26 protein-coding genes and 3 pseudogenes are annotated in these 25,417 nt (G+C 67.5%); 14 read left to right on the top strand and 15 right to left on the bottom strand.

What is annotated here, in order from left to right:
• On the bottom strand, nucleotides 1-284 hold a 284-nt coding region (locus ACFV7R_RS32915), incomplete at its 3' end, for a helix-turn-helix domain-containing protein (RefSeq protein ID WP_385269969.1).
• 125 nt (nucleotides 285-409) lie between these two features.
• On the opposite strand from ACFV7R_RS32915, the gene ACFV7R_RS32910 reads away from it, so the two are divergent.
• The gene (locus tag ACFV7R_RS32910; protein WP_385269967.1) at nucleotides 410-1,651 is read left to right on the top strand and encodes an IS110 family transposase; all 1,242 of its coding nucleotides are present in this window, start codon (nucleotides 410-412) and stop codon (nucleotides 1,649-1,651) included.
• Here the strand turns inward: ACFV7R_RS32910 and ACFV7R_RS32905 are convergent.
• The 3 genes from ACFV7R_RS32905 to ACFV7R_RS32895 form a co-directional block, all read right to left on the bottom strand.
• Complete coding sequence (locus ACFV7R_RS32905; protein ID WP_385269965.1) at nucleotides 1,585-1,938, bottom strand: hypothetical protein; 354 nt, start codon at nucleotides 1,936-1,938, stop codon at nucleotides 1,585-1,587. The two genes, ACFV7R_RS32910 and ACFV7R_RS32905, sit on opposite strands and share 67 nt — an antisense overlap.
• Before the next feature lie 17 nt (nucleotides 1,939-1,955).
• Nucleotides 1,956-2,372 carry a transposase gene (locus tag ACFV7R_RS32900; RefSeq protein WP_385269963.1) on the bottom strand — a complete coding sequence of 139 codons (417 nt, stop codon included), beginning with the start codon at nucleotides 2,370-2,372 and terminating at the stop codon, nucleotides 1,956-1,958.
• Between the two features lie 127 nt (nucleotides 2,373-2,499).
• Nucleotides 2,500-3,840: a VCBS repeat-containing protein gene (locus tag ACFV7R_RS32895; RefSeq protein WP_385269961.1), complete on the bottom strand. Its 1,341-nt coding sequence runs from the start codon at nucleotides 3,838-3,840 to the stop codon at nucleotides 2,500-2,502.
• A 406-nt stretch (nucleotides 3,841-4,246) separates the two neighbouring features.
• Here ACFV7R_RS32895 and ACFV7R_RS32890 point away from each other — a divergent pair.
• Nucleotides 4,247-4,908: pseudogene (locus ACFV7R_RS32890) on the top strand (HAD family hydrolase).
• 540 nt (nucleotides 4,909-5,448) lie between these two features.
• Nucleotides 5,449-5,691: a hypothetical protein gene (locus ACFV7R_RS32885; protein ID WP_385269984.1), complete on the top strand. Its 243-nt coding sequence runs from the start codon at nucleotides 5,449-5,451 to the stop codon at nucleotides 5,689-5,691.
• An 83-nt stretch (nucleotides 5,692-5,774) separates the two neighbouring features.
• On the opposite strand, the gene ACFV7R_RS32880 is transcribed toward ACFV7R_RS32885, so the two are convergent.
• Complete coding sequence (locus ACFV7R_RS32880) at nucleotides 5,775-6,503, bottom strand: SDR family oxidoreductase (protein ID WP_385269959.1); 729 nt, start codon at nucleotides 6,501-6,503, stop codon at nucleotides 5,775-5,777.
• A gap of 75 nt (nucleotides 6,504-6,578) precedes the next feature.
• Here ACFV7R_RS32880 and ACFV7R_RS32875 point away from each other — a divergent pair, with 75 nt between their 5' ends.
• On the top strand, nucleotides 6,579-6,956 hold the full coding sequence (locus ACFV7R_RS32875; RefSeq protein WP_385269957.1) for a MerR family DNA-binding transcriptional regulator: 378 nt from the start codon (nucleotides 6,579-6,581) through the stop codon (nucleotides 6,954-6,956).
• Between the two features lie 173 nt (nucleotides 6,957-7,129).
• Here the strand turns inward: ACFV7R_RS32875 and ACFV7R_RS32870 are convergent, their stop codons facing one another.
• Nucleotides 7,130-7,981, bottom strand: a complete 852-nt coding sequence (locus ACFV7R_RS32870; protein ID WP_385269955.1) for an NAD(P)-dependent oxidoreductase — start codon at nucleotides 7,979-7,981, stop codon at nucleotides 7,130-7,132.
• Between the two features lie 146 nt (nucleotides 7,982-8,127).
• Here ACFV7R_RS32870 and ACFV7R_RS32865 point away from each other — a divergent pair, with 146 nt between their 5' ends.
• On the top strand, nucleotides 8,128-8,505 hold the full coding sequence (locus ACFV7R_RS32865) for a winged helix-turn-helix transcriptional regulator (protein ID WP_385269953.1): 378 nt from the start codon (nucleotides 8,128-8,130) through the stop codon (nucleotides 8,503-8,505).
• Here the strand turns inward: ACFV7R_RS32865 and ACFV7R_RS32860 are convergent.
• The 4 genes and pseudogenes from ACFV7R_RS32860 to ACFV7R_RS32845 form a co-directional block, all read right to left on the bottom strand.
• A pseudogene (locus tag ACFV7R_RS32860) lies at nucleotides 8,506-8,601 on the bottom strand (IS5/IS1182 family transposase); the annotation flags it as partial.
• Nucleotides 8,602-8,878: 277 nt separating this feature from the next.
• Nucleotides 8,879-9,178 carry a hypothetical protein gene (locus ACFV7R_RS32855; RefSeq protein ID WP_385269951.1) on the bottom strand — a complete coding sequence of 100 codons (300 nt, stop codon included), beginning with the start codon at nucleotides 9,176-9,178 and terminating at the stop codon, nucleotides 8,879-8,881.
• Between the two features lie 262 nt (nucleotides 9,179-9,440).
• Nucleotides 9,441-9,884, bottom strand: a complete 444-nt coding sequence (locus tag ACFV7R_RS32850; RefSeq protein ID WP_385269949.1) for a peptidoglycan-binding protein — start codon at nucleotides 9,882-9,884, stop codon at nucleotides 9,441-9,443.
• A gap of 144 nt (nucleotides 9,885-10,028) precedes the next feature.
• Entirely contained in the window at nucleotides 10,029-10,442 is a 414-nt protein-coding gene (locus tag ACFV7R_RS32845) for a VOC family protein (RefSeq protein ID WP_385269947.1), read from the bottom strand.
• Between the two features lie 133 nt (nucleotides 10,443-10,575).
• On the opposite strand from ACFV7R_RS32845, the pseudogene ACFV7R_RS32840 reads away from it, so the two are divergent.
• Nucleotides 10,576-10,904, top strand: a pseudogene (locus ACFV7R_RS32840) (IS5/IS1182 family transposase); the annotation flags it as partial.
• A gap of 273 nt (nucleotides 10,905-11,177) precedes the next feature.
• Here the strand turns inward: ACFV7R_RS32840 and ACFV7R_RS32835 are convergent.
• Nucleotides 11,178-11,363, bottom strand: coding sequence for a hypothetical protein (locus tag ACFV7R_RS32835; RefSeq protein ID WP_385269945.1), 186 nt, complete (start codon nucleotides 11,361-11,363; stop codon nucleotides 11,178-11,180).
• 267 nt (nucleotides 11,364-11,630) lie between these two features.
• Between ACFV7R_RS32835 and ACFV7R_RS32830 the strand changes: the two genes are divergently transcribed.
• Nucleotides 11,631-14,981, top strand: a complete 3,351-nt coding sequence (locus ACFV7R_RS32830) for a DNRLRE domain-containing protein (protein ID WP_385269943.1) — start codon at nucleotides 11,631-11,633, stop codon at nucleotides 14,979-14,981.
• Nucleotides 14,982-15,047: 66 nt separating this feature from the next.
• Here ACFV7R_RS32830 and ACFV7R_RS32825 read toward each other — a convergent pair whose 3' ends face one another.
• On the bottom strand, nucleotides 15,048-15,557 hold the full coding sequence (locus tag ACFV7R_RS32825) for a hypothetical protein (RefSeq protein WP_385269941.1): 510 nt from the start codon (nucleotides 15,555-15,557) through the stop codon (nucleotides 15,048-15,050).
• Nucleotides 15,558-15,710: 153 nt separating this feature from the next.
• Here ACFV7R_RS32825 and ACFV7R_RS32820 point away from each other — a divergent pair, with 153 nt between their 5' ends.
• Nucleotides 15,711-15,995: a hypothetical protein gene (locus ACFV7R_RS32820; protein WP_385269939.1), complete on the top strand. Its 285-nt coding sequence runs from the start codon at nucleotides 15,711-15,713 to the stop codon at nucleotides 15,993-15,995.
• Nucleotides 15,985-16,395, top strand: coding sequence for a cupin domain-containing protein (locus tag ACFV7R_RS32815; RefSeq protein WP_385269937.1), 411 nt, complete (start codon nucleotides 15,985-15,987; stop codon nucleotides 16,393-16,395). Before ACFV7R_RS32820 ends, ACFV7R_RS32815 begins: the two co-directional genes overlap by 11 nt.
• A 378-nt stretch (nucleotides 16,396-16,773) precedes the next feature.
• Here the strand turns inward: ACFV7R_RS32815 and ACFV7R_RS32810 are convergent, their stop codons facing one another.
• Nucleotides 16,774-17,220 carry a hypothetical protein gene (locus ACFV7R_RS32810; protein ID WP_385269935.1) on the bottom strand — a complete coding sequence of 149 codons (447 nt, stop codon included), beginning with the start codon at nucleotides 17,218-17,220 and terminating at the stop codon, nucleotides 16,774-16,776.
• A 38-nt stretch (nucleotides 17,221-17,258) separates the two neighbouring features.
• Nucleotides 17,259-17,939, bottom strand: coding sequence for a hypothetical protein (locus tag ACFV7R_RS32805; RefSeq protein WP_385269933.1), 681 nt, complete (start codon nucleotides 17,937-17,939; stop codon nucleotides 17,259-17,261).
• A 256-nt stretch (nucleotides 17,940-18,195) separates the two neighbouring features.
• Here ACFV7R_RS32805 and ACFV7R_RS32800 point away from each other — a divergent pair, with 256 nt between their 5' ends.
• The 4 genes from ACFV7R_RS32800 to ACFV7R_RS32785 are packed head-to-tail and all read left to right on the top strand — an operon-like array spanning nucleotide 18,196 to nucleotide 23,130.
• On the top strand, nucleotides 18,196-18,936 hold the full coding sequence (locus ACFV7R_RS32800; RefSeq protein WP_385269931.1) for a class I SAM-dependent methyltransferase: 741 nt from the start codon (nucleotides 18,196-18,198) through the stop codon (nucleotides 18,934-18,936).
• The gene (locus tag ACFV7R_RS32795; RefSeq protein WP_385269929.1) at nucleotides 18,933-21,587 is read left to right on the top strand and encodes an SUMF1/EgtB/PvdO family nonheme iron enzyme; all 2,655 of its coding nucleotides are present in this window, start codon (nucleotides 18,933-18,935) and stop codon (nucleotides 21,585-21,587) included. The genes ACFV7R_RS32800 and ACFV7R_RS32795 overlap by 4 nt, the downstream gene beginning before the upstream one ends.
• The gene (locus tag ACFV7R_RS32790) at nucleotides 21,584-21,850 is read left to right on the top strand and encodes a hypothetical protein (protein WP_385269927.1); all 267 of its coding nucleotides are present in this window, start codon (nucleotides 21,584-21,586) and stop codon (nucleotides 21,848-21,850) included. Before ACFV7R_RS32795 ends, ACFV7R_RS32790 begins: the two co-directional genes overlap by 4 nt.
• Nucleotides 21,847-23,130 carry a hypothetical protein gene (locus tag ACFV7R_RS32785; protein ID WP_385269925.1) on the top strand — a complete coding sequence of 428 codons (1,284 nt, stop codon included), beginning with the start codon at nucleotides 21,847-21,849 and terminating at the stop codon, nucleotides 23,128-23,130. Before ACFV7R_RS32790 ends, ACFV7R_RS32785 begins: the two co-directional genes overlap by 4 nt.
• A gap of 69 nt (nucleotides 23,131-23,199) precedes the next feature.
• Here ACFV7R_RS32785 and ACFV7R_RS32780 read toward each other — a convergent pair whose 3' ends face one another.
• Nucleotides 23,200-24,066, bottom strand: coding sequence for a LysR family transcriptional regulator (locus ACFV7R_RS32780; RefSeq protein ID WP_385269923.1), 867 nt, complete (start codon nucleotides 24,064-24,066; stop codon nucleotides 23,200-23,202).
• A gap of 150 nt (nucleotides 24,067-24,216) precedes the next feature.
• Here ACFV7R_RS32780 and ACFV7R_RS32775 point away from each other — a divergent pair, with 150 nt between their 5' ends.
• A complete protein-coding gene (locus ACFV7R_RS32775) occupies nucleotides 24,217-25,233 on the top strand; it encodes an NADP-dependent oxidoreductase (RefSeq protein ID WP_385269921.1) in 1,017 nt (338 codons plus the stop codon).
• Nucleotides 25,234-25,417 lie beyond the last annotated feature (184 nt).

Genomic DNA, 25,417 nt, shown 5'->3' with positions numbered 1-25,417 from the left:
CAGCCGTGCTCAGCGGGTCCAAGGGCCAGCTCCTTCTCCAGCTCGGCGAACTGGCCGTCGGACAGCTTGGGACGTTTCGGCGGCCCCGTGGAGGCAAGGGCCTCCATCCCGCCCTCCCGCCAGGCACGGCGCCAGCGTTCCACCGACCGCTCACTGACCCGTAAGTCCTTCGCGATCAACGCGGTTCTCTCGCCGCGAGCGAACCGCTCGCCCGCCTCGTACCGGATCCGCTCGCGAAACCGCCGCCGCTCTGCGGTCAGTCCGCCACCCTGCGCGTACCGCATACCACCGGGATACCGCAGGGATCAGCACACGTCACCCGACAACAACCCGAAGAGATCAGTAGGTCGCCGGGTGGTCCTGCCGCGGCTCGACGCCGGCGGCGGCGAAGGCTCGAAAGGAGCGCGCGTTGAAGGTGAGTTGCGGAATCGACTGGGCGGAGGACCACCACGATGTGGCCGTGACCGGCTCCGATGGCCGACTGCTCGGCAAGCTGAGGATCAGCGACGACGCAGCGGGCTTCCAGGACCTGCTGCGGCTGCTGGCCGAGCACGGCGACACTCCGGACGATCCGATCCCCATCGCGATCGAGACCTCCCGTGGACTGTTGGTGGCTTGCCTGCGGGCCTCCGGCCGCCGGGTCTACGCGATCAACCCGATGGCCGTCGCCCGCTACCGCGACCGGCACGTCGTCTCCCGCAAGAAGTCCGACCACCACGACGCCGTCGTCCTGGCGAACATCCTGCGCACCGACGCCGAGCTGCACCGGCCGCTGCCGAACGACTCCGACCTGGTCAAGGCGATCGCCGTCCTCGCCAGAGCCCAGCAAGATGCGGTCTGGGACCGCACCCGAGCCCACAACCGGCTCCGATCGCACCTGCGCGAGTACTACCCGGCCATCCTCGAGGCGTTCTCCAGCAAGCGAGAAGGCCTGCTGGCGCGTGAAGCCCGCGCCGTCTTGGCGATCGCACCCACTCCGGCGGAGGCCGCACGGCTCACGCGCAGCCGACTGCGGGCCGCCGTCACCAGGGCCGGCCGCCAGCGGCGGGTCCAGGCCGAGGCCGATCGGCTCCTGGAGGCGTTCCGCCAGACCCGGCTCCGCCAACCGGCCCTGGTGGAGAAGGCGATGGGGCACCAGACGCTTGCACTGCTGGCCCAGCTCGACGCAGCCTGCCGGGCATGCGACGACCTGGCCCGCGACACCGAGGAGCTCTTCCTGCAGCATCCCGACGCGGAGATCATCACAAGCTTCCCCGGGCTTGCCGTGCTTACTGGTGCCCGGATCCTCGCCGAGATCGGAGACGACCGCACCCGGTTCGCCACCGCCCGCGGTCTGAAGGCCTACGCCGGAAGCGCCCCGGTGACCCGCGAATCCGGCAAGAGCCGCCGCGTCAGCCATCGCCGGATCAAGAACAGCCGCCTGGCCGCAACCGGCCGGCACTGGGCGTTCGCTGCACTCACCGCCTCACCCGGAGCCTACGCTCACTACAACCGTCGAAGGGACCACGGCGACCGCTACTACGCGGCCCTCCGCCACCTGTTCAACCGCATGCTCGGCCAGCTCTACCACTGCCTGGCCACCCGTCAGAGATTCGACGAAACGATCGCCTTCGCCCCGCCAGTACTGTCCCCACGGGCAGCAGCTGCTTGACCAATAGCTGCATGGGGTGTCTTGTCGCCGGCCACTGCGTCCGGCCTGGTCCTGGGACGGCCGACCCGGCCGCGGACCTTGATCTTCTTGAGGACGGGGATGAAGCGCGGGCTGTCCGCGGCCTGACCGGGGGTGAGGATGATGGACAGCGGACGGCAGCGCCGCTCAACGGCGAGGTGGACCTTGCTGGTCAGCCCGCCCCGGGAGCGGCCCAGTTCGGCGGCCCGCAGCCGGGCCCTGCGGCGTCGGCGCACGGCCCGGCGCTGGTCCCGCTCGGGATCCTCCATGTCCGCGGACCCCTCTCCTACGGGGTCGTTTTGCCCCTTTGCTGCAGCCCCTTTTCCTCCGCCACGGCCTTCTCCAGATCCTCAAGGAGTTCCGGGTCGACCACCATGCCCGCCGCATGGTGATGCGCGCGGACAACCGTCGAGTCCACACTGGCCAGGCTGAGATCGACATCGTCGCGGGCCGCTGCCTCGGCGATCATCGCGTCCATGAGGGTCTGGAAGACCGCGTCACGCGCCCACATCCGGAACCGGTCGTAGATCGTCGACCAGGAGCCGTAGCTGTCCGGCACATCCCGCCAGGAGCTGCCGGTACGGAACCGCCACATCACCGCGTTGAAATAGCTACGCAGGTCAGGGATCGGTCCGAACGCCCCCAGCGGCAGGTGCGGCTCGATCAACTCCCACTCGGCATCGGTCAGATCACCACGAGTCACGCGACCGGTCTACCGCAGCCAGCACCCTCCTGGAGCGGGAATGTGCGGGGAACTGCGCGAGCGGCCACGACGCGGCCGCACTCGTACGAACAAGGCGAACCCCAGGCAGCTGGGCGGGAGGCCGGGCCTACTGGAGCATGCCCCAGATGAGTTCGGTGTCGGCGTCGGTCACACCGGTGGTGGTGACGCCGGACGACGTGCCGGGGAAGCGCAGCGAGCCGTTGATGGCGCCGACGTAGAGGTCGGCCTTGCCGTCGCGGTTGGTGTCGCGGAGGCGGACCGGCTCGCCGAAGCAGTCGTTCCATGCGACGTCGCCGGGGACGCCGGCGGTGTTGCGGGCGAGCCACTGGGAGTTGGTGCCGGTGATCCCGCTCGCGCTGCCGCGCAGGACGTGGACGCCGCCCTCGGTCGTCTCCTGGCTGATCTTCTCTCCGAAGACGCCGATCGCGAGGTCCTTGTAGCCGTCGCCGTTGATGTCGGCGGCCGAGACGGAGGAGCCGAACAGGTCGCCGGACTCCGGGGTGCCGGCGACGTTGGTGGTGGCCTGCGTGATACGGACGGCGGTGGCGGGGCCGGTGGAGGAGCCGTACCAGATGGACACCCGGCCCTGGTTGTTGTTGTACATCTGGCTGCCCGCCGCGAGGTCCCCGTAGCCGTCCTTGTTGAAGTCGGCGATCACCGCCTCGCTGGGGTCGCCGTAGTTCGTGACGAGGCGCAGGGTCTTGCCCGCGCTGAGCGGGGAGCCGCCCTTGATGAACCACGCGTCCGTGCCGAAGTTGTCGTCGGTGATTCCGATGATCACCAGATCGGTCTTGGAGTCCCCGTTCATGTTGCCCGAGACCAGGGACGTGGGCGCGAATCTCGTCGTCTTGTCGTGGCTGGTGACCGAGCCTGCCACACCGGTGCGCGTGATGCTGCGGTAGACGTAGGCCTTGCTCCCGCTGATCGCGGCCAGGTCCTTCTTGCCGTCCCCGTTGAAATCCCCGGCGGCGAGGTCGCGGCCGAAGCGGGCGTTCGACACCTTGGCGCCGGCGTTGGGGATCGCGGTGCCACCCGAGAGGCCGGTCGCGCTTCCCCACAGGATGACGACGCCGCCCTCGTCCGTGCGTCCGTCGACGTCCTCGCGCGACACCGACACGGCGAGGTCCCCGTATCCGTCGGCGTTGAAGTCGGCGGGCACCCGGACGTCGCCGAACTGGTCCTCCGTCTCGTCGGCGCCGGGGACACCGGGGCTGTCCTGGGTGATCAACTGGGTCTGGGTGCCGGGTCCGGAGGCGGTACCGAAGGTGATCCGGACGCCGCCGCCCTTGCTGTACTGCTCGTAGGTGTAGCTGGCGTAGTCGCGGTAGCCGTCGCCGTTGAAGTCGTCCGCGTACCTGGCCGCCGCCGCGCTGGCGGGAGGTGCCGTGAGGACGGGGGCGAGGGACGCCACGAGGAGTGCCGCGCAGGCTGCGGGGCGAATGCGCATGAAGTGTCTCCTGATGATTCTGTGCGACCGCTCCTGTGCCGATTGATTTCTCAGGGACCACAGAGACAGGAGCGGTTGATGATCAGGAGACAGTCGGACGGGGGAAAAGGTTGCAGGCGGATAGCTACGCAGGTCAGGGATCGGTCCGAACGCCCCCAGCGGCAGGTGCGGCTCGATCAACTCCCACTCCGCATCGGTCAGATCACCACGAGTCACGCGACCGGTCTACCGCAGCCAGCACCCTCCTGGAGCGGGAATGACCGATCCCGTGATCTCAACTCAGAACACTCCCTAGGGCCGACCCGGACAGACTGCACGGAGGTCCGCAAGACGCGGATCGAGCTGCGGCTGACGACCTCGCAGCGGCCGACAACGGCCTGGCACTCCCGCCCAATACTCTGCCCTCATGATTCGCGCAGTGGTCTTCGACGTCGGTGAGTGCCTCGTGGACGAGACTCGTGAATACGGGACCTGGGCCGACTGGCTTGGCGTGCCCCGGCACACCTTCCATGCCATGTTCGGAGCCGTGATCGCCCAGGGCCGCGACTACCGGGAGACCTTCCAGGAGTTCCGACCGGGTTTCGATCTCCACGAGGAGCGGGAGAAGCGTGCTGCTGTCGGCCAGGCAGAGTCGTTCGGAGAGGACGATCTGTACGGCGATGTTCGACCGGCTCTCGCGCAGCTCCGAGCCGACGGGCTCTGGCTGGGGATCGCGGGCAACCAGACGTGCGGGCCGGGTCGATCCTGCGATCGCTCTTCTCCGAGGACGTCGACTTGATCGGCACGTCGGACGACTGGGGGGCCAGTAAGCCGGACCCCGAGTTCTTCAAGAGGGTCGCCGACGCCGTACCCTTTGGCGCTGACGAGATCCTCTACGTCGGGGACAGGTGCGACAACGACATCCGGCCGGCGGGGCAGGCCGGGATGCGCACTGCGCTCGTACGACGGGGGCCTTGGGCCACCATCCAGTGGAACAGCTCCGAGGCCAGAGGGCTGCCGACCTTCCGTATCGAGAGCCTTACGGAACTGGCGGATCATATCCGGGAGTTCAACGGGTCAGGGCACTGACCGTCGTCGACCAGTTGTACAGCCTGTCGTCGAGCTCGCGTACGCGGCGCTCGTGCTGGTGCGGGGCGAGCGCGCTGCTTGCCCTCCGCGGGCGAGAGCGCCTCCAGTGCGGCCAGCAGGGCTTCCCGGGCCTGTAGAAGATGGCCAGCGATCAGCTGGGTTTTGCCCTTGTCTGTTGCAGTTCGAGCCGCTTGCGATGTTTCGTTCTCCTGCCACGCGTTTCCCAGGAACCTGCGCGAACCTGCGCAGGCGACCAGGGAGACACTCCCGATGGCCGCGACGATCGCACCGAGGGGCGCGCTCACTGCCACCGTCCAAGATCCTTACCCGACAACGCGAATATTGGCGTTGCCACATGGACGCCATTGAGCAACCACCATACGGTCATGTCCGAGTGCCCCAACTGGGGCGTGGCATCAGGGGATTTCAGCATGGCGCGTGAGGAACTGACCCGGCTCACCAATAACGGCAACGGGGAGTGCAATCAGAATGACTTCCCGAACGTCTACCGGACCGCGAGCGGATTCATCATCGTCCAGGGTGACGTCTCCCATGCTCGCCCACGCCTTCCTGGCCGTCATCCGCGCCGGCGAGCACTACGAACACCCCGCCCCCACCAGACTCATCGCCCTCACCTGCAACGAAATACAGCGACTATTCGCCCTGCCCGCCGCATCCCCGAACGACCAACGCGACCATCGTCTGCGCTGGTCCCTATGGCGTCGTCGACACCAGGCCCGCGCCCGCGACTGCCATTACCGCCGACGCGAGGCCACAACATGAAGATCCACAACTGCGAATGGAGTGTTAATTGACTGAGCTCAGAAGCAACCGACCGAAGTCAGTGCGGCCCGAGAGGCCCCTCATCAGGCCGCCGTTAGCGCCGCCAGGGCGCGGTCCATCGCGGCGTTGAATTCTTCCGGCGTCAGCGGCAGCCGGGACTTGACGTCCCGACTCCACTGGTCGGCGAGGACCTCGGCGGAGCCCGCCTCGACACCGTCGAGCGCCGCGTCGGCCAGGTCCGACGGCGCGATCTTGGCCACGGGCCAGCCCGCGGCCATGTCGGTGTCGGCCAGGCCGAGGTGCACCGCTGTCACGAGCGTGCCCTGCTCGGCGAGTTCCAGGCGGACGCCGTTGGTCATGGCCCAGGCGGCGGCCTTGGTCAGGTGGTAGGCATTGGCGCCCTTGCCCCCGAACCATGACATGGCGGAGAGGACGTTGACGATCGCGCCCCCGCCGTTCCTGGCGAGCGCCGACGCGAACTCCCGGATCATTCCCAGGTGGCCGAACATGTTGGTCTCCAGCTCGTGCCGTACCGCGTCCAGCGAACCGTTCACCAGGTCGGTCCCCGTCTGGATCCCCGCGTTGTTGATGAGCAGCGAGACGTCCGGGGCGGCCTCGGCTGCGGCCCTCACGGATGCGGGATCGGCGATGTCGAGGGGCAGCACGTCGACCCCGGGCAGGTCCACGGTCTCGGGCCGGCGAGCCGTCGCGTAGACCTTGCGGGCGCCCCGTTCGAGCAGGCGCTGGGCGAAGGCGCGGCCCAGGCCGCGGTTGGCTCCGGTGACAAGGGCAACTGAGTTGTTGATGTCCATGCCCGGTACGCTAAAACCTGACGTTGACGTCAGAGGCAAGTGCTGGTCATCAGGGCCGGGGTGAGGGGAATCACCATGACCGTCACAGAGGCCGCGGCCGAGCGGCTGATCCGCATCGGCGAGGTGGCGCGGGGTGCCGGCGTCTCGGTACGCGCCGTGCGCTACTACGAGCAGCAGGGGCTGCTCATCGCGGAGCGCAGCCCATCCGGCCAGCGCCTCTACCGGCAGGATGCCATCCCCCTGGTCCGTTTCTTCCAGCAGATGTTCGCCGCTGGCCTGACCAGCCGAAGGATCACGGAACTCCTTCCGTGCTGGGACTCCGGGCACACCGACGCCGAGCAACGAGCCATGCTGCGAGCCGAGCGGGACCGCATCCAGGCCAAGGTCGACGACTTGCAGGCTGCCCTGGACCGCCTCGACGAGGTCATCGCGATCACGGACACGCACCCGTAGGCGCGGTCGGTCGGGCGTCGCACCAGCGATCTACGGCTGGAGTATTAGAGGTCGCGCGGATAGGCGCGATGGAGCATCCCAGGAGTAGAACAGGCACAGGGTTTGGTGATCATGGAGTTGCGGCGCTCTGTGCCCACCAGGCGACCATGACCCCACGCCGTCCGCGCGAGCTCTTAGCCCGGTTGCTTGATGCTCTCGATGATTCGGGCGAAGCCTTCCTCTCCGTGGCCTGCATCGATCTGGCGCCGGACGAGCCGCTGGACCATGGCGACTACCTCGGTGCTGATGCCCTGGTCGGAACTGGCGGCCAGGAGGTCACTGAGGTCGGAGAACTCGAGGCTCTGTTGCCCCTCGACGGTGTAGTCCCCGCCGTCGATGACTGCGGCGAACCCTTGGAAGGCTCCGGTCATGGCGGTCAGCCAAGGTGTGGCCATGGCAGCGAACTCGCCCGCCGTCACGCCGGCCGGCGCGACCATGGCGGCGCCGTGCATGAATCCGGCGAACATGACGTACATGCCCGCGAGGAGGGCGAGGTCGTACAGGGACGCCAGCCCGGCATCCTCACCGAAGTAGGTAGTGGTTCCCCACGCGTCGAGCAGCGGCTTGTACTGATTGAAGACCTCGGCCGATCCGCTGTAGAGGATCGATGACTCAGGCTGGCCGATCATGTGCGGTACGGCCATGATGCCGCCGTCCAGATACGCGACCCCGGCATGGGCAGCCCAGGCGGCCAACTCCCGCGACTGAGCCGGAGACGTCGTGGTTACGTTGATCAAGGTTCGTCCGGCCAGCTCATCCGAGAGCGGATCAAGCACCTCGTGGACCGACGCGTGGTCCAGCAGGCATGCGATCACCAGTCGGCTGGCCCGGACCGCGTCGCCGGCCGTGGCGGCGGGCTCCGCGCCCTGCGCAACGAGGTCGTCCGCCTTCCCCGGTGAGCGGTTCCAGACTGTTGTCGCGTATCCGGCCTTCACCAGGGCGCCTGCGAGAGCGCTACCCATCGCGCCCAGCCCGAGAACGCTCACCTGGACTCTGCTGTTGGTTGTCATTTTCGGGGTTCCCCCTCGTGTTCGTCGTTCGGCTAGATCCTCTCTGCTGCCGGTAGGGTTGACCAGTACGGACTAATTAGTCAGGTACTCACCCGTGGGTAAGTAGGTCTTGGAGGGGACGGATGGCAACGTCAGCACGACGTGGTCCCTACTTCTGCGGCATCGACGCGGCGATGGACGTAGTCGCCGGCAAGTGGAAGTCGCTGATCCTGTGGGAGCTGCACAACTACGGGACCCGCCGGTTCGCCGAGCTCCGACGCGGTCTGCCGGGCGTCAGTGAGAAAATGCTGATTCAGCATCTGCGGGAGATGGAAGAAGACGGGCTCGTGCATCGTGAGGTGTACCGCGAGGTGCCACCGAAGGTCGAGTACTCCCTGACAGAGCACGGCGTCTCGCTCAACGCTGCCCTGGCCCCCTTGGGGAATTGGGGCACCGAACGCATGCAGCGGATCGGGGCCGAAAGGGTTTCGGTCGACGATGCCGCGACAGTTCGGCAATAGAAGCGGATGGGCCGGATCGTAGACCGGGCGCTGTGGCAGCAGCGCCGCGCATTGTTCCCACAGGAGATCGGTCAGCCATGATGACAGTGCAGGCACAGATCTCCCGGTGATCACAGAGCGTCGCAACTCCATGATCACCAGGCCCTGTGCCTGTTCTACTCCTGGGATGCTCCGTCCCGCCTATCCGCGCGAGCTCTTAGTCGACAACCTTGTGCTTGGTGAGTTGATGTAGGCGGCCGACGAGGTGGGCGGTCGCGTCGGGGCCCTGGGTTCCGTGCCGAAGTGAAGGCCGGCGACGAGGGGGGCGTTCAACCACAACCCCGACGTGAGCTTGTTCCGCTTTGACGGACACCACCGGACTTCGCCGAGCCCGTCACCTCGTCAGCACCCGAAGTTGGCCGCTGCAGTCAGGGCAGGCGAGGCTCACTGGGCCTAAACGCCCGCCCGAGGCGCAGGTGCCGCAGAGCACCGTGCGGCATTTCGCGCATTCCATTCCGGCCTTGATGTCCACGAAGACAATGTCGGCGTCGGTGCCGCCGCTGCGAAACTGCGCCGGCCGCGTGCACTTGCGGCAATAGTCGATGCCGATCTGCGGCAGCAACTCCCGCACCTGCCGGTCGCCAAGTGATGCGGCCTTCGCCATGTGCTCCTCGGCCTCGTCGAACTCGTCCAACCGACCGAGGTCCCGCGGTGACGAGCAGGGACAGCGGCTTCTGCCCCTGCTCGACCGCGAGGTGCAGCTTGGTGGTCAGCCCGCCACGCGCGCGTCCGAGGCCGTGGTCGTCGGGCTCGGTGTCGACTTCGCCGGGAGGCTCCTTCTGCAGGCCCCCTTTTGCGCGCCCCGGCGGCATGCTGGTGGGCGCGGGCGATCGTGGAGTCCACGCTGACGTCCCAGGTAGTCAGACCCTTCGCGTCGGCCCCGGCCTGCAGTTGCTCTAGAACACGTTGGCGAAGCGCTTGAACGCGGCCCTGGTCTCCGGCCCGGCGATTCCGTCGATGTCGCCGGTGTAGTCGTAGTGCCTCAGCAAACGCTGTAACGCCTTGACCGTGTTCGTTCCGGGGATTCCGTCGATCGCATCGGTGTAGCCGTGGTGCTCTTTGAGGAGGCGCTGCATCGCCTTCCAACTGTTGGTGCCGAGCTTCCCGTCGATCTCGCCCTCGTAGCCCCAGACGCGCTTGAGCCAACCCTGGAGCCCCTTGGCCTCATCTTCGCTCAGGCCGAAGTTCTGCGTCGCGAGTGGGGCGTAGGCCTTGGCGCTCACCACCTGCTTGGTGGGCGTTTCGGATGCCGCTGCGCTGGTAGCCGCAAGTGCCAGGCTCCCGGCGGCTATGCCGACGGCGGTGGTGGCACTGACGAGGATCCTTGTCAAGGCTCGCATTCGTTTCCCTCCGTGGGGGGTGAGCCGACCACACCGGCCGGCTCGCGCTCACGAGCCCAGTCTCAGGAGATTCCATCTCGCCGTGCACCTATAAGGTTTGAGGTTTCGTCGACCGCAGACCATCGCCCGGCCTGTCTTCGGCGGCTACTCCGCGTAGGGCTGGTCCTCTCCCCGGGCGCTGTAGCCGAGGCTCCAGATGTAGCCGTCCGGGTCCGCGAAGGAACCGCCGTATCCGCCCCACGGCAGGGTGCCGGCGGGCTTGAGGATCGTAGCGCCGGCCTTCTCGGCCTCCGCGATGACCTCGTCGACCCGCGCCTCGCTGCGGACCACGTAGGTGAGGACCAGCCCGCTGAAGCCGCTGCCCTCCGGGCTCGTGCCCACCTGGTCGGCCAGGCCTTCGCGGCCGTAGAAGCCGACGGGCGAGCCGCCGTCCGGTTCGAAGAACACCGAGACGCCGTAGTCCTGCCGGACCTTCCAGCCGAGACCCTCCGTATAGAACCGCTTGGACAGCTCCATGTCCCGGACGCCGAGGAGGATCGAGCTCACGTGCGCTTTCATGCCTTGTCCCCTTTGTGCGTTGGTGATGGTGCACATGAGCGTCACGCTACGGCGGCTCCGTGACCGTCGCTTCTTCATTCCTGATCGGTTTGATCAGCTGCTTCGCGGCGCAAGGTGGCAACCCCGTCGCCGGGAGGGCATCGAGCGGTGCGGGAAGCACCTGGAGAAGGCCATGGCGGACCAGGGATTCAAGGACGAGGTCATCATCCACGGTGCACTGCTGGACATCACCGTCGAGGTTGTCCGCCGCAATCCGTACGACCAGGGCAAGGGCTTCGTCCCACAGCCGAAGCGGTGGGTGGTCGAGCAGGTCAACGGCACGTTGATGCTGCACCGGCGTCTGGCCCGTGAATACGGCCACCGGCCCGACAACGCCGCCTCGCGCGTCTACTGGGCCTCCACCGCGAAATGACCCGCCGCCTCACCACGCCCGCACCGGCCTGGCGCGACACTCCCAGGTAGTCGCGTGAACATCACCGAACTCCTCAAAGACCTCCAGGCCCGGCAGGACGGGGCCAACGCCCGGCCGGCGAACTACGCGGCCGGATCGAGCACCTCACCGCCGCCCTCCCCGAGACCGAAGCGCGCCTCGCCGACCTGGCCACCACCCGGAAGGCCATCGCCGAACTCGCGCCTACCGGAGACGAACCCGATCCGCCCGAGACGACCACCGCCTACCAGGCCATCCCGAACGCCTTCAACCAGCATCCCGACCAGGCATTCCGGGTCCGCGAACTACACGAACTCCTCGGCATGCCGACCGACGACCCGGCCCTGATCGTCACTCGAAGCCGCCTCGGACGCCTCACCCGCCAAGGCTTCCTCCTCCAACCCGGACGCGGCATCCACCAGAAACGGACTTGACGCCCTCTCAGGACCCGGCGGCTTCTCCGCAAGGTCGATTTTCAGCCGCAGCGGCATGGGGGCCGTATCCGTGTCGGCACCGTTTCGTCTCGCTGCGGTGCGCCCCGCAACCCGTCGCCCTGAGCTCCCGCCGTGATCCATCTGACGTTTGGGCATGCACATCCACCTGCCACCAAGAGCACCTGCCGCCAGAGAAGTTGAACGGAATCGGCGCGTCCTGAAATCAGCTCCATGGGTGTTGATCTTCCTGCCTAGAGTTCTGCCGCCCGTGCGGTTTTCGCACAGACGTTTGAGTTTGACCTAGCGGGAAGGACACGGCACTTCGTGTATCCATCCACCCAACCCACCGCGCCAAGACGCAGAAGACGCAACCGTCTTGCGGCGGCAGCCGCACTGCTGCTGATCGCCGAGGTCGGCATCGCCGCCACCGGCCAGGCCGCGGCGGCTCCCGCCCCGGAGCGCACCGCGGAGGCGACCAGCGAGCCGGCCAAGGCCTCCCAGCCGTCCAAATCGGAGATCCACAAGGCCGACACGCAAGGGGCGCCCCGGCACGCCAAGGGCTCGAAGGCGTGGGCGATCCTTGAGGCGAAGAAGACCGGCAAGAAGGTCGTCGCCCACGACGAGACGACGGCCACCTCGTACACCGTGGCCAACCCCGACGGCACCCTCACCACCGAGCTGACTTCCGGGCCCGAGCGGGTCTGGCGGGCCGGCAAGTGGCGCAAGGTCGACGCCACCCTGACCAGGGCCGGCGACGGAACCGTGAAGGCGAAGGAGCACCCCCACGGGCTGCGCCTGGCCGGCAAGGGCGGCACCGCCCCGCGCTCGCTGGCCGCCGCCAAGGACGCCGCCCCGCGCGATCTCGTCACCCTCGGCACCGGCGACCAGTCGGTGACGCTGCAGTGGAAGGGCGGTCTTCCCGCGCCGGAGCTGAACGGCACCACCGCCCGCTACCGGGAGGCCGTGCCCGGCGCCGACGTCATCGTCGAGGCCACGCGGACCGGCTTCGAGCAGTACGTGGAGATCGACAAGAAGCCCTCCGGCACCTACTCCTACACACTGCCGGTCAAGGCCAAGGGGCTGAAGGCCAAGGCGAACAAGGACGGGTCGGTGACGTTCACCGACGCCGAGACCGGTGAACGGCGCGCGACGATGCCCGCCCCGGTCATGTGGGACGCCTCGGTGGACAAGCGGTCCGGCGAGCACACCCACCGGGCCCGCGTCGCCATGAAGGTCGTGAACAAGGGCACCGGCCGCATCGACCTGGTCGTCACGCCCAGCGCGGACTTCCTCGCCGACCCCAAGACCCAGTACCCGGTCACGGTCGACCCCTCGACCTCCGCCCTGGCCTCCACCTTCGACACCTACGTGCAGCGCGGCGAAACGGTCGACTGGTCCGCCGACACCGAACTCGACTTCGGCAACCCCGGCACCACCAACCCGGACGGCACCACCCGCGTGGCCCGGTCCTTCATCCACTGGAACACCACGCCCATCCAGGACGCGTTGATCATCGACACGAACCTGGCGCTGTGGAACTTCCACTCCGGCAACACCGACTGCACCGCCCAGTCGTGGACCGTCTGGGACACCACCGCGGCATCCACCTCGTCGCGATGGACCAACCAGCCCACCTGGAACCAGCAGTACCACTCCTCGACCCAGACCCGCGGCAACCCGGACTGCACCGGCACCCAGCCCGACGGGTGGATCAACGCCGACGTCGACACCCTCGTGCAGACCTGGGCCTCGGCGAAAGCGACCCGCGGCTACATGGGCCTGCGCGCGGCCACCGACGACACCCGCGCCTGGAAACGCGTCAACTCCGGCAACGCCACCACGAACCAGCCGAAGCTGACCGTGACCTACAACTACCGGCCCTCCGACGGAACGGCGCAGCAGGCTGGTCCGCCCTTCCAGACATACAACGATGTGTGGGGTGTCAACACCCTCACGCCGACGCTCAGGGACAAGTTCACGGACGCGGACGGCGACACGGTCAGCGGTAGCTTCCAGGTCTACGACGCGGAAACCAACACGCCGATCACCACGCCAGCCGGAGACGGCGTGCTCGTCTCCGACTTCGTCACGCCCGGCGAGTGGGCGACCGTGCAGGTCCCGGACGGGCAGCTCGTCGACGGCAAGATGTACAAGTTCCGCACCAACGCCTACGACGGTACCCACTACAACCTGGGCTGGTCCCCGTGGCGGACGTTCGTCGTGGAGACCGCCGCCGCCGGCGTTCCCACCAATCTTCAGCCCGGCGACACCTACACGATCAACGATCCCGCGCTGATCGCCGACCCCGCCCAGGTTGAGCAAGTCCTGAACAGGGACGGCAATCTGGAAGCGCTCGGCATCACACCGCGCACCGGCCCGTCCGCTGAGCAGCCTGCCGCGGCAAAGGCGGCGCCTGGCACGACAGAGGCGCCGACTGTCGGGACAATGGCTGCCTGGGAGCGCACGTACACCGTTCCCAGCCAGAGATTCAACCGCGGCCGCAAGCCCGAGAACAACGGCCAGGATCCGTACGAATACATCGCCGACGTCAACGAATGCCACAACGCTGACGACTCGGACAACACAGCCGGATGGATCAAGAACCGGTTCTCGTACTGCCAGGAGACCTTGACGGTCATGCCGGCGATCAGGTGCGGCCTGTGGCCCCCCGGCTGCTATCTGCAAGGCACCTTCATCTCGACCAACACCCTTATCGGCCGAGGCCAGATAGGCGGCTTGAACGGCAGCACGCTGACCCGGTTCGCCGAATTCGACTTCAATGTGGATGTCTTCATATCCAGCGGCGATTTCAACAAGGCCGGCGCCAAGTTGGAAGCGAAGCTGGAGTGCGAGGGAGACTGGGACATCGGAGTTCCGGACAACCCCACGGCAGAGGACGCCTGCCAGCCTGGCGTCCATACCGGCCGCAGTGATTCACCCAGCCAGTGGAAGTACAACGGCGACACAAAGTTCGACCTGTGGTCACTGGCGCCCAAGCTGCCCGATGTCGCCCATGGCGATCAGATCGCCACGGGCCTGTTCACCCCGGTCCTCAAGTTCACGATCCCTGGCTACTCCCAGGTCATACCCTCCGAGGGTGAGCAGGGGGAAATTCGCTTCGACAGCGCCGCCTACAACGTACGAGCAAAGGCGGGTTCTGTTTTCCCCGATGCCACGCCCGCCCTGCGTTACGACAGGGGCGACACGTCCGACCCCACTGCTCCCGTGGAGCCGTACATCGGAGTAGCCGCGGTCGCGGACCACATCGGCGACGCTCTTGACGACCCGGGCAGCACCTACCCGACGAAGAGCGACAAGAAGCTGCCCGGTGGGAGTGCCTTGAACCCGATGCACCGCCTCGTACCGGGCTTCGGGCCGAGCGAGCAGGCACGCTACGACGCCAACCGCTCCGTCGTCTCCTCCACGTGCAACAACGCCGCCGTCCCGGGTCGACCCACGGCGGGAGAGCAGCGCGACTGCGACGAATTCCCCTTCGCTTCCAGTTACCAGGGGGCCGCGCGCTACCAGTACGAGGGTGATCCGTACCGCGACGACTTCTCCGTCCGCTACATCGACTCGGACGAGAATCAAGAAGCGGGGCGGCGTCTCGGTGCCTGGTACGACAATGATCGGATCCTGAGCCATGACCCGTTCATAGTCGTCATCGGCGACTGACCGGGATATCTGGTCTGAGATGGTCATCATGCGGGGCCGGTCCACCGGACCGGCCCCGCATTTCTTTCACTCAGTCTCTTCACTGGCGGCTGTGCGCCAGATCTGGACCAGGCAGTATTGATCTGCGCCATTCAGTTTCTCTTCGTGCCCCGGCGGCATGGGCAAGGGTTCCCGGCGTCCCGCCAACGGAGAGGTGAAAGGCCCGCCTGCACGATTGAATATCCACTGCCATCGCATCCGGTACAAGCCGGACGAGGGCAGAATCAAGGGAACTTCTTTCTGCCCCCCGTCGATGGTTTCCAGCGCGAGGTCGCCTCCGGGAAGCTCCACCTCCACGTCCTCCGCACCGGACCACTGAGCATCGCTTTCCGGAGGGACGGTTGACCAACTCTCCAACCGCACAGACGCCCGGATTACTTGGGGCGGCACCTGCAGATAGACCATGCCAGGGGCGGAAAGGAGCCAATTCGTGCGATCCGCATGCGGTGCATACGTATCGACACTCGTGTCAACCAGCCCAAAGATGCGATAACTTGGCGAAACCACGGTCTCGAAAACATCCAGCAGCCTGCTCAAGGGCACCTCGCACGTCATCAGTTGAGTCGCGAGCAGCATAATGCCCTCGGATTAGTCGACGGCCTTGTGCTTGGTGAGTCGATGTAGGCGGCCGACGAGGTGGGCGGTCGCGTCGGGGCCCCGATGATGCTGTGCATCGCGTAGCCGAAGGCGATGCCGTGGTCCGGATCGGCGACACCCTCGCAGGACGAGCTGGTCATCAGCGGTTCCCCGGCGGATGGCGAGTTCGTCGCGTTCTCGCCGCGGGAAGGCCGGGTCCAGGCCAGGAAGGCGGTGAACACCTGGGACCGGATGGGCGAGCTGAGCGCCCTCATCCGCTCGGGCGACCAGATCTCCGGCGCGGGCCTGGGCGGTTCGCCGCGTAGGGATGTCACAAGCGGGGAGGCCGTCTTGTCCTTCCTGTGGACAGCCCCTGTTGGAGGAAGACATGAGCGCTGAGCACGCACACCTGCCCCCAGGCGTTGAGGTGATCACGACCCTGCCGGAGGCGGCGGCCCGGATCCCCGATGGCGCCGAGGCCAGGACCATCCGGGTCACCCTGCCGCCCGGTGACCCCGGCGCGCCGCCGCACCGACACCCCGGGCCGCTCTTCGGCTACGTGACCCAGGGCGAGATCCTCTTCGAGCTGGAGGGGCAGCCGCCCCGGGTGCTCAAGGCCGGTGACGCCCTGTTCGAGCCCGGGGGCGACGTGATCCACTACCAGGGCGCCAACAACCTTCCGGACGCGCAGTCGCAGCTGGTGGTGACCATGTTCGCGCCGACGGGTACCCCGGTTCTGACCGTGGTCAGCGCGGAGGAGCTGGCCGAACGACGGCACCTCCGGGTTACCCAGCCATGATGACCACCAGTCTTGCGGATCTCTCTTTCCGCCCTGGCCGAACAGCAGCCGGCCGCCGCAAAGGAGGCTAGCAGCGGCCGCAGCACGGTCATCGTGCACGGCGGGGAGGAGCACCGCCTGCGGCATGCGAATGCGTGGGTCCTCGGACATACGCGCGCGGAGTTCGGCGGCGAGATGGGGGTGGAGGGGGTTCATCGGATGCTCCTTCTCGCAAGGCTGACCGTTACCCAGTGCCTCTGTCCATCCCGCGGTTGCTGTCTGTCGAACCTGAATCGCAAGCGGAGAAGCGGGAGTTGTTGGCGGAAGCCCTTACCTCGCGTAGCGAAACGCCTGCCCTCAGCGGTCATGCTGGGGGCAGGCGTCCTCCGTGTGCCCGGCTCAGATGGCATCGATCTGCCACGCGATCACGCCGCTGGCCCCCTTGGTGCCTTCGACGTTGATGCGGACCAGCTTGTCTGCGGTGATCCGCTGCTGCACCACCGACTGGTCGCACGGCACTGTGGCCGCCCGGCCGGCACCCGCAGGAACGAACTCCAGTTGCGCACTGCCGCTTCCGGCGCACACCACGTTGAGCCGATAGGTCTTGCCCTTGCTCAGACCTGGCTCGGTGTGGATGCCGTCGGTCACACGCTCCACCCCGGCCTCGACCAGCGTTCCGCTGTGGACGGCGGCGAGAGCTGTCTGCGCCTGCTCGGTGAGCTTCTTCTCCGACGGCGCGGATGTCGTCGGCGTGGCGGTCGGCGACGGCGGTGAGGAAACCGCAGCCCTGTCCTCGTCGTTGCCGGACGTTGTGCACGAGGTGAGCAGGACGGCCGACACCGCCACGGCACATCCGGCGAGCCGGCTCCACGTGCCCTCATACGTCATGACTTGGTTTCCCAGTACTTCCAGCCGGTGGCCTTTGTGGGCAGGGTCGCCGTACCGTGGCCGATTTCCACGCCATCGCAGCCGTTGCCGCTGGCCTTGTACTTCTTCCACGTCACCTTGTAACCCCACGAACCGTACTGCAGGTTGCCGTACTTGTTCCTGCTGATCTCGCGGGTGTAGGTGTGGCCGGTGGTGACACCCACGGTGCCGGTGATTTTCGTGCTGACCTGCGCCTTGGCCTTGGCGATGATCGCGTTGGAGGACCACTCGATTGATCCGCCGATTTCAAAGGCGATGGTGCCGCTCTTGGTCACGGCCACCGTCATCGTGCCGCCGGGGCCGTCCTTGTACCTGGTGCCGTTCCACGACGAGGGGATGTGGTAGGCCTTCTTCGACGTGATGCTGTACCACGTCGACGGTCCATCGCAGCGACGCAGCCCAGGTTCCGGGATCGACTCCTCGGGGGCGTCGTCCTCCCAGCCCGGTCTCTCGTTGATGTCCGTCGCCTCGTCAGCAGATGCCGCCGTGTCGTCGGCGGGAACTTCCTCAGCCGCAGCAGTACCTGCCGTGGCGAAGCAGAGAAGCAGTGCGGCGGTGGCAGCGCCGGTCGAAGCGCGCCGTGAACCGATGCCCATGTGACACCTTTCCGGTGGACCGCCCCCGTGGCGATCGAGCACCTGGACAGTATGTGAAGGGCATGCACGCGACAATCAAATGATCAAAGCCCTGAGGAGAACTTGAGGAAAGCCGAACTTGCCGATGAGCAGCTGCATTTAGGTTGAGCCGATGTACCTTCAGGGCTGCCCAACGTCCTGTTACAGCCTGTTGCCGATCAAGCACCCGCGATAGCCTGACCTGTGCCTTGTACGGCACAACCGGCGACACGCGAGGGGGATCGTGGAGGGGCGCGACGTGCGAGGGCACTACGAGGAGTTGGCCGCCGAGTACGACGAGCACTGGGTCTACGGTCCGGACTACATTCCCTGGATGTCCGGCCGGATCGCCGAGGCACTGCGGCTCGCCCCCACGGACCGGATCGCCGACATCGGTTCCGGGACGGGTCTGTTTGCCAGGGAAGTGGCCAAGCAGCTCCAACCCCGCCAACCCATTCTGTGCGTCGATCCGTCCGAGGCGATGCTCAGCCAGCTCGGTACGCCGCCTCCGGGCGATCTGACGCCGATCGTTGCCTCCGCTGAGGACATCGCCGAAGGGCGTACTCGTCTGCCGTACGAGCAGCTCGACGCGATGTGGCTGAAAGAGTCCGTGCACCACGTAGCCGATCCGGCACACACGCTTCGCGGCCTGGCCGATCGGCTGGCGCCCGGGGGCCGGCTGCTGGTGGTGATGCTTCCGGCCAGCATCCAGTACCCCCTGTTCGAGGCGGCCCTTGAGCGCTTCGAGGAGCTGCAGCCGGACCCTGCCGTTGTTGAGGGACATCTGGGCGCGGCCGGGCTGGAAGCCGGTCTCAGCTACGTCGAGCATGAGCTGCGCATCGACCGGGACAAGTACTTCGGCATGGTCCGCGCCCGCTACATGTCCCTGCTCTCCACCTTCAGCGACAGCGAGATCGAGAAGGGCATCGATGAGATGCGCGTCGCTCATCCGGAGCCCGTGCTGGTGTTTCCCGACCGGTTCGCGTTCGTCCTCGGTCGGCGACGTGGGGAGTCCGCATGAGCACCATGGTCGACGAGCGGCTGCGGCGCCTGCGGAGTGAACTCGACGACCACTCGCGGATCGCTGATCGACTGGGGCTTGATCTGGAGCGGCCGTTACGGTCCCTCAATGACGGCTATCCCGAGAACGCAGTGGCGTTGGTCGGGAAACTGACCGAGAAGCTCCTCAAGGAGTTATGGCGCCACCACGGCGTCGAGGGCGACCCGTCGACGAAAGCCCTGAACGACCTGGTCAAGCGCTGCCGTCCGTACATTCGCAGCAGCACGGTTCTGGATGCGCTCGACGACATTCGTCGCCTCCGCAACCGCTCCACGCACGACGGGTACGACATCAGTGACGAGGACGGGCTGTTGGCGGTCCGCAGGCTCGTCGACGTGCTGGTCTGGTTCACCGACACCGGGAGTGCGGCACTTCTGGGCGGCGAGCCCGACATGGCGCCCGAGGTGGCGCGCCGCTGTGAGTTCCTTGCCGGGCTGTACGTGACCCTTGGATACCGGCAGGCCAAGCGGTTCGTCCTCAGCCCGGACACCGTGTACCAGCTGTTCTGCCGTGAGTCGGGGATGCGGCTGGAGTACGTGGAGCTGATGCTCTCCCGCGATGCCGACGATCTGAGTACCGTCCTTGCCTCGAGCGATGGAGAGCTACTACGCACCCGGCTGCCCAAGCTCACCCGCTTCGTCGTCCTGGACGACGACGGCGGTGCGGCCCCCGGCGCCCTCCATCAGATGCTGGGTCTGGACCTCCGGATCGTGCGGTACGACGGCTTCGTCGACACCATCGTCAATCTCGACACCCACCTCGCCGAGCTCGCCTCCGCCGACAACCCGCCGGAGCCGCGGGCCGCTCTCGCCGCGGCGGCGCTGACCACCGATCCCCGCACCGGCGAGTCGAAGATGGAGCAGTCCGGCGACGCGGCGGAGCTCCTGACCCGCCTGGCGCGCGGCAGTGCGAACGTCCTGGTCACCGGCCGTCCGGGGAGCGGCAAGAGCACGCTCCTGCGCTCGCTGGCCGTCAACCCGGAGATCCGCCGCTTCCGCTTCTACTTCGATCTCGGTCTCAAACCGAAGGACGAACCGTTCTCCGAGTACGCGGCCCGCCTCCTCGCGCCGGCCATGACGTCGGACCGCTCGCGCGCCTACGAACTCTTCCTCTACCTGATCCGTTCGGGGACGGCGCTGTGCGTGCTCGATGCCGTCGACGAGGGCGTCGAGGAACCAAGCGCTGCCGGTTTCCTGCGGCTCTTCACCGACCTCGCGGCCGTCCTGTCCGCCGAATCGGCGGTGGTCATGAGTTCACGGGTGTCCTTCCTCGCGGACTCGCCCCAGGTACGTCAGCTGCTGGACAGCGGCGCGGGCCGCTCCGAGCAACTGGTCGAGCAGATGTACGCGAACGGCGTCGACCCGTCCCGCGTGCCGCACTTCCATGTCGTACGCCTGGCCGAACCGGAGGCAACCCCGCTGGAGACGCGCCTCACCACTGCGCTGGACCTTCCTGCGGGGAAGCCACTCGCGGACATCCTCGGCGCTCACCTCGCGCGGACGCTGGCCGAGGTTGGGCAGCCCGATCTGGAGCCACGGCTGCCCGCCGTGTTCGGGCATGCATTTCTCACCGACCGCACGGTGTTCTCCCTCCTCGACATACATCGGCAGTTGGGTGCCGACGCCTTCAAGGGCGGACGCCTGGATCTCGACGCCTGTGTCCTCGCTCCCCTGCTGCGGCCCGCGGGGCCCGATCACGTCGCCTTCGTACACACCGCGTACCAGGAACTCCTGGCTGCCAGGTTTCTGGCCGAGCGGGCGAACCGGGACCAGGCAGCGGACCTTCCCGGCGGCGCCTTTCTCACCGAGCAGGTGCGGGCCTTCCTCGCCGGAATGCCCGGCAGTCCGGAGACTGACGACTGCGTGCTGCCCGCCGGGGCATACCTGGTCGGGCCGGCCGAGCGGCTGCTGATCCGCCGCGTCGAGCGTTCCGTACGCTTCGACCGCCACGCCGTGACCGTCGCACGCTACCGCCGCTTCCTCGACGCCCTCGACGCGGACGGCACCTCGCAGTGGGACCACCCCGCCCAGCCGGCCGGCGTCACACACCGCCCCTGGACCGACCGTCTGAAGCGGCCCGACTACTACGAGAATCCGCGCTACGACGCCCACCCCGCCATCTGCGTCAACTGGTGGAGCGCATACGCCTTCGCCGCGTTCGAGGGCAAACGTCTGCCGACCTCCCTCGAATGGGAGGCCGCCGCGCGTGGCTCCGACGGGCGCCTGTTTCCCTGGGGCGACTCCCCCGACAGCACCCGTGTCAACTGCGCCGACACATGGGTCGGCCGGCCTGTCGTGACGTATCAGGCGTGGTACCGGGATTTCGCAGGCGACGCCGTTCGGCGAGCCGGGGCGACACCCTTCGACGAACGCCCGGGAAACCGCTCCCCGTTCGGTGTCCTCGACATGGTGGGCAACTGCTGGGAATGGACCTCCACCAGCCTGGACGACCCCGGCGAGGCCGTCATCTGCGGTGGCAGCTACGACAACCCGATGCGTGCGGTGCAGACCAGCAGCAAGGGCATCTACCGCAAGCGCGGCGGAAGCAACGCGGTCGGCTTCCGTTGCGTGCAGGACATCGATACGTCCGGGACAGAGGAGGCGACGGCATGAGCGGCGGCGGTCCGCGCCACGGAACCATCGTCGACAGGCGCCCGAGTGGCGGAGGGCCGAGCGGTGCGCTCGGCTCCTACATCGTCCGGGACGACGAGGACGAGCGGTACTACAGCTTCGACTACCGGCAGATCGTGACCGAGGGATTCCGGACCATCCGCACGGGTGAACGCGTCCGCTTTCATGTCAGCGCGGCAAGCCCCGACCGGGCGGAGTTCGTCATTCGCCTCGACCAGCCCGACCCAGCCGAGTACTACCGGTGACCACCTACGGGGCTCCGCCCCTCGAAAACGTCACAGGGGCACGCCAGGAACTGACCGTCGTCCTGCCCGTGCGGCTGCTACGCCCCCCCAACTGGCCCGAAGGTCCCTTCCCCTTCGAGCTGGGCAACCGCCGCACCGACGCGCAGACCCGCTCCACCTACTTCGCCCCCGCCTCCGCACGCGCGCTGTACGGGGCCCCCGGACGTCCGCGTCGCTGGCACCTGCCGACGGACATCAAGCATGACGGGCTTCACCTGCTCGGCATGGAACTTCTCCGCGCGGCCACCGCTCGCAACCCCGAACACGCCCTCGCTGTCCTGCACTTCAGTGTGCAAAGACCGCTGCTGCCAGTACTGCGGGCCCTGGCTGGACGGCGGCTGTATCCCGCCGGTGAGCCGCTCACCGGGCCCTTCGACCCGGCTGGGCTTCTCGCCGGCATCGCCGACGTTCGTGCCCCCGACGCACCGTTCGCCATAGACCGTCCTTACAGCATCGCCTTCATGACCCCTACGGCGCAGCAGTCCCCCACCCTCCGCTCCGGCCCAGAAGGCGCACTTCCCGCCACCGCGGACCGCTGGCTGTGGCAACTGGCCTCACGCTCCACACCGGAGGACTTCCCCCTGCCTCCGGAGACCGCCGACGAACAGCTCAAGGACACCGTAAGGATCTCGGCGGACTGGAGCGCCCTGGTGCTCCGTCAAGGGGCTGCCTTCCTCGGTCACCGGGCCGACACCGGTGAGGGCGACTTCTTCGAATTCGGCGCGCTGCACTCCCGTACCGTCTATCTCGACGCCCTGCTCCTCGGTTCGCTCCAGCGCGACCACATCGACGAGCTCACCGACGAGATCTCCGAGGTATTCAACTCCTCACGGCTGGCACACCGGGTCGCCACACTGGAGAGGAACATCGCTGTCTTTCGCAGCACCTACTGGCGACAGCACCTCACAGCACACGGCGCGGCGAACGATCTGCTGCTCGCCTTCCAGAACCAGCACCGGCTACCAGCACGATTCGACGGAATCCTTGCTGAAGCGGCCGACTACAGCAGGCTTGTACAGACCCAGGAAAGCCAGCAGATCAGCGGAGCCCTGGGCGTCCTCACCATTCTCGGCCTGCCACTCGGTACGGCCCTCAGCATCCTGCAGGTGCTCGACGACCACTCTGTGGCACACCTGCTCATCGCGCTCACCCTGTCGGTCGCCGCCACAGCCGCGGCCCTCACCACACGGTATGGGCGCCTGGTCCTGTCGTCCCTGCGGGGAGAGGATGGCAAGGCGTAGAACACCGGCTTGCCGTCTTCACGCGCGTCGACCACTGCCGGTCACACCCGGGTCACGCACTCGACCTGGTCAAGCCTCGCGGCTGAGAACGCTCATCTCCTGGGGCACCGTGGCCCGCAGTTCCCTCACCAAGGCGCGTACGACGGCGGATCCGGCCAGTTCGGAGGTGGTGACGTAGCCGATCTGGCGTGTGGGGCGCTGAGGGCCGAGATCGGTGATGCCGATCGAGTTCGGTGCTCCGGCCAAGGAGAGCGCGGGCATGATCGCCATTCCGTGGCCTCCGCTCACCAAGGAGAGCACCGCTCCGTCGTCCTCGGCCTCGACGGTCGCTTTCGGGATCCAGTCCTGTGCAGCCCACCAGTCGCGGGTGTACGAGCCACAGTTTTCGGCCCAGTCGACCAGCGGCAGCGAACGCGGGGCGGCGTGACCCGCCGCGTGCACCAGGGCGTACGGCTCCTCGAAGAGTCCGCTCGCGACCAGCCCTGATGGAAGCGGCACGGAGCCGCCCAGCGTGGCGATGGCTATGTCGGCTTTCCCGTCGGCCACTTCGCCCGCGGTGCCGCGCCCCACCTCGCGTACGATCCGCACCCGCGGCTCGATCGCGGGATGCCGGGCGCGCAGCCGCTGCAGGACGGGCGGCAGCAGATGGAGAGCCGCGCTGCGGAAAGCCGCGATCCGCAGCGGCCCCTCCGCAGTGTCGGACCGGGCCGCACCGCGCGCCTCAGCGGTCAGGACGTCCAGCAGGCGCAGGATGCGGCGGGCGTGCGCCACGGCCTTCTCTCCGGCCGGGGTGGGACGGGCGCCGGTGCGGCCGCGTTCGAAGAGCACGGCACCGATCTTGCGCTCGCTGCCGCGAACCGAGTGGGAGACCGCGGACTGAGTCAGACCGAGCCTCTCGGCCGCGGCCGAGAAGCCGCCGGTGTCCGCGACCGCCACCAGGACGCGCAGTTCGTGGGGGCGAGATCGGAGTCGATCGTGCGGGCCACGGGGCGCTCACCTCAACGTATGAGAACTGCTCATGGAACGGGGTGTCGCATGAGCCCAACCGGCTGCCCACCAGGCGCATTCCCGCCCTACGGTCCGGTCATGAACGAGACCGCGCTCACCGTGCACCAGACCGCCCGCCCGCACGGCTTTTCCACCGCCGGGCATTTCGCCTTCGTCGAGTCCACGGTTCCCGAGCCCGTGGTCGGCAGTGCTCTTGTGGAGAACCTCTACTGGTCCGTCGACCCCTATCACCGCGAGATGATGGACGACGTGCCCGGCGGCTTCGCGCTCGACGCACCGCTGGAGGGCCGCACCATCGGGCGGGTTATCGCCTCGCGCACGCCTCGGCTGGCCGAGGGTGAGATCGTGTTCCACCGGCAGGGCTGGCGCACGCACGCGGTTGTCACGCCCGAGGAGGTCCGGCAGCTGCCCCGCTTCGACGGGGTGCCCCTGACCGCGTACCTGGGCATCCTCGGCGGCACCGGCCTGACCGCCTATGTCGGTCTGACCCGCATCGCCCGGCTCCAGGAGGGCGAGGACCTGTTCGTGTCGGCCGCAGCGGGCGGGGTCGGCACGGCGACCGGGCGGTTCGCCCGGCTGCTCGGCGCCGGACGGCTCGTGGGCAGCGCCGGCTCGGCAGCGAAGGCCGGCCATCTCACGCGGGAGGTCGGCTACGACGCCGTCTTCGACTACCACGACGGGCCCGCCGCCGACCTGCTCGGCAAGGTCGCACCGGACGGCATCGACGTGTTCGTCGACAACGTCGGCGGCGAGCAACTGGCCGCGGCGGTGGGTGCGTTGCGTGAGTTCGGGCGCATCGTCCGCATCGGCACGATCAGCCAGTACAACACCCCTGACGCACCGCCGCCGCGCTTCGACTACGCGGACATCGTGGAGAAGAGCATCCGCATGGAGGGGTTCCTGGTCAGCAACTACCGTGATGTGCAGGAGGAGTTGTACGAGTTCGCCGTACCGCATCTGCAGAGTGGCCGGCTCGCTCTGGACGAGACGGTGGTTGACGGGTTCGAGCGGATCGTGGATGCGTTCCTGGGAATGCTGCGCGGCCAGAACACCGGCAAGATCATCGTGCGCGACAGCACGCAAGCCTCACGATGACCTCAGACACCTTGATCATCAGGGGTCGCGTCATGCGTCCCGGGACCTGCGTCACCTCACCGAACCGGGATGGTCAAGGCCAACCATCCATCTCGCCAGGCGAGAACGCTTCCGCCCTGACGACCAACCCACGATGCTTATTAGGCATACATTCCTGGAGATCACAGCCAGGCCATTGAGGTTT

This window comes from Streptomyces sp. NPDC059866, from assembly GCF_042731325.1.
In the GTDB taxonomy this organism is placed as follows: domain Bacteria; phylum Actinomycetota; class Actinomycetes; order Streptomycetales; family Streptomycetaceae; genus Streptomyces; species Streptomyces flavusporus.
Note: the sequence above shows the minus strand (reverse complement) of the source record. Positions and strands in the feature narration are given on the sequence as shown.